The organism is Streptococcus mitis, from assembly GCF_946190115.1.
In the GTDB taxonomy this organism is placed as follows: domain Bacteria; phylum Bacillota; class Bacilli; order Lactobacillales; family Streptococcaceae; genus Streptococcus; species Streptococcus mitis_CO.
The window spans coordinates 1-2,698 of record NZ_CAMHZG010000033.1 but is presented as its reverse complement, the minus strand read 5'-3'; the positions used below and the strand labels follow the sequence as shown (position 1 = coordinate 2,698).

Below are 2,698 nucleotides of genomic sequence, written 5' to 3'. Positions count from 1 at the left end.
CAGCTATCACAGCTATCACAGCTATCACAGCTATCACAGCTATCACAGCTATCACAGCTATCACAGCTATCACAGCTCAATTATACCATTTTCGACATAATTAAACAACTATAAACCCGTTTATCTCATCAAATAAAATTAAAAATTTTTAATATGCATAATATGTTATTATATTAGTGAATCAAGAACAAAAAAAGCGATTCCTCCCCTACCTATAAAATAAATCCATCATCTCCTATCACATCAGTTGATTTATATTCATTGTAGCTCCTGGAATTTTTCTCGAGAATATCGAGTAAATATCAGGTAAAACGTATGCGTCCACCACAAAAGAGCAAGCCCTGCCCTGAAAAGAGATCTAATTCCAATTAGCTTTTAACTAAATAGACTAAGGAGTCTATTCTCTGCCACCTATATGTCTCGCCACAAACAAGGTAAACTTGACCTAAATCGCTTAGTTGAATCATCATAGTATAATACCTTTCCTCCGATAATTATTTTTATCTAATTTACCGGTAGTTTGGAAATTCTGATAGATTCCTTGTTATGACTTGGTTGCGCTTATTTTATAGCAAATGGTATATTAGGCAAAAAACTCAATTTCAGGAGAAAATGAAGTAAATCTTCCAACAATAAAACGCATAATATCAAGGTTCAACACCTGATACTATGCGTTCTTCTGATTTCCAAGACTTTTTCCCCAGCATCTTCATTGACTCTATACAATCTGCAAAGGTAAAACCTCACCAAATTGTATGAAAGATATGGATTTTATAAAAGATGAGAAAAGTTAAAATCTATAGGCAATTTAATGCCAATTAACACCGATTCTATCCTTGGGCATCTATAAATTCATGTAATTTATCTTGCAATAATTTTCCTCTATCTTTTATAAAGATATCATATATAGATTTATTTATTTCCTTCTCTCGCTCACATATATCTTTTTTTGAAATATGCACTTTATCTATTTTAAATATATCATTAATTTTTAAATATTTTTCCTCACAAGTTAAACTTTCCTTCTTTTTAGCAAATGATCCATTACTAATCTCTTGATTTGTTTTTTTGGTTAACAAAGTCAGATTACCGATTCTATTTTTCAGCTTAGAATTTTTTTTATTAAATTTATTGAAGTACTGATTTTGAGGAATAATATGTTCGATTTCCCATATCGAATCTTCATTAAATTTATATTTTTTTAAAAGACTTTTGATATCACTTTCAGAATCAAATAAAGAAAGACATATAAGAATGAATCTTGTAAACTTTCTATGCTTACTATAAAAATTGGAGATATTTGGAGAAACATAGTATTCATAGATAGTATAATGTCTTTTCACATAATTTATAAGATAATCAGCTAATTCATCAACATTTTCTAAACTAGGATTCTCTTCTTGATTTTTTCCTTTTAAATCTGCAATTATGCCTTTATCAAACATTAAGTTTAAATAATCATCATAATTATTTTTCATACTTACAGTGTCTCCCTTTCAAATTCTCTTTTACTTTTAGTGTATTAGCTCGGAAATCTTAACTAATAAATCCTATGATTGTGTATTTAAATTAATTTCCCAACCGCCATCTCTGATAATAATCATATCATCTTCAAAACCCACAACTCTTTTATCACCAAAACTTAATGGAGGATTAGCTCCAAATTGCGCTCTAAGGCTATCTTCATTCCACCTTATTAATAAAGTACCATTGTAATATATCACATCAACACGTCCTGAAGTTATTACATTATTATATTTAATACTATATTTCCAATACCAATTTGTTCCGTTTATTTTACTCAAAATATCTTTTAATCTATATTTAACCATATCAAAATTTCTCCTTTACGTCTTGATTAAAGCGCTTACATTTATTCTAAAGAAAGGCGGATAGAAAGTAGCTTTTAAACTTCTTTCTATCCGTTACTTCCTCCAAGAATTAACACAACCTATTTTCAGTTCAATTTAATGACTCATCTTAATTGTTTCGTGTTTCTTCTTCATCGTCTTTCTTCTTTTTAGCAAATAGCAAACCAAATGCTCCAAGAAGAGAGAGAGCCCCTAATGCACCTGTAGCACGATCTGCTTTCGTACCAGTATTTGGCAATACTGCTTGATTTTGAGAAGGAGCTACCTGAGCATCAACTGTTTGAGTTGGTTGTTCAGCCTGTTTGGTATCTGGCACAGTAGGTTTTTCTGTTTCAGGTTTACGTTCTGTGTTATCAGTTGGTACTTCAGGTGTTGGTTGTGGTGTGTTATCTCCACCTTGTTGTTCCCCATTACCTTCTGGTTTAGTTGGAGTAACTTTTCTGAAGACATGAGTTACAACATCACCTTCTTCATTAACATCTGTTCTTACAAATACATAACCTGCAATTTCACCTGCTTCTAATGCTTCATTCGCTTCACCTAATACTGCTGGAGCTTTCGCATCTGCTGGTTTCAATTCATTACCTTGTTCATCAATCCATTTAGTGATGATTAACTTAACTTTTGGTAATTCTACTGGATCTGGAAGTTCTCCATTTACTCCACCGTTGAATTCTGGTAATTCAACTGTTGGCGGTGCTATGAGTGTCATTTCTTCTCCGACTATATCGTGAGAAATTCCTATTTCTAGATCGGTAACCGTTGCGGTTCCATCTTCACCTACAGTGACAGTCTTACCTGGGTTCTTCGCTTTGACCTTATCTTCC

The 2,698-nt window shown here is 32.1% G+C and carries 3 protein-coding genes; all 3 read right to left on the bottom strand.

Annotated features, from left to right (window positions below):
• Positions 1 to 830 precede the first annotated feature (830 nt).
• Positions 831 to 1,478 carry an HNH endonuclease family protein gene (locus tag N8L90_RS09250; RefSeq protein WP_261025199.1) on the bottom strand — a complete coding sequence of 216 codons (648 nt, stop codon included), beginning with the start codon at positions 1,476 to 1,478 and terminating at the stop codon, positions 831 to 833.
• A gap of 72 nt (positions 1,479 to 1,550) precedes the next feature.
• The gene (locus N8L90_RS09245) at positions 1,551 to 1,832 is read right to left on the bottom strand and encodes a hypothetical protein (RefSeq protein WP_261025198.1); all 282 of its coding nucleotides are present in this window, start codon (positions 1,830 to 1,832) and stop codon (positions 1,551 to 1,553) included.
• Positions 1,833 to 1,980: 148 nt separating this feature from the next.
• The coding region (locus N8L90_RS09240; RefSeq protein ID WP_261025196.1) for an LPXTG cell wall anchor domain-containing protein at positions 1,981 to 2,698 on the bottom strand (718 nt) is incomplete at its 5' end.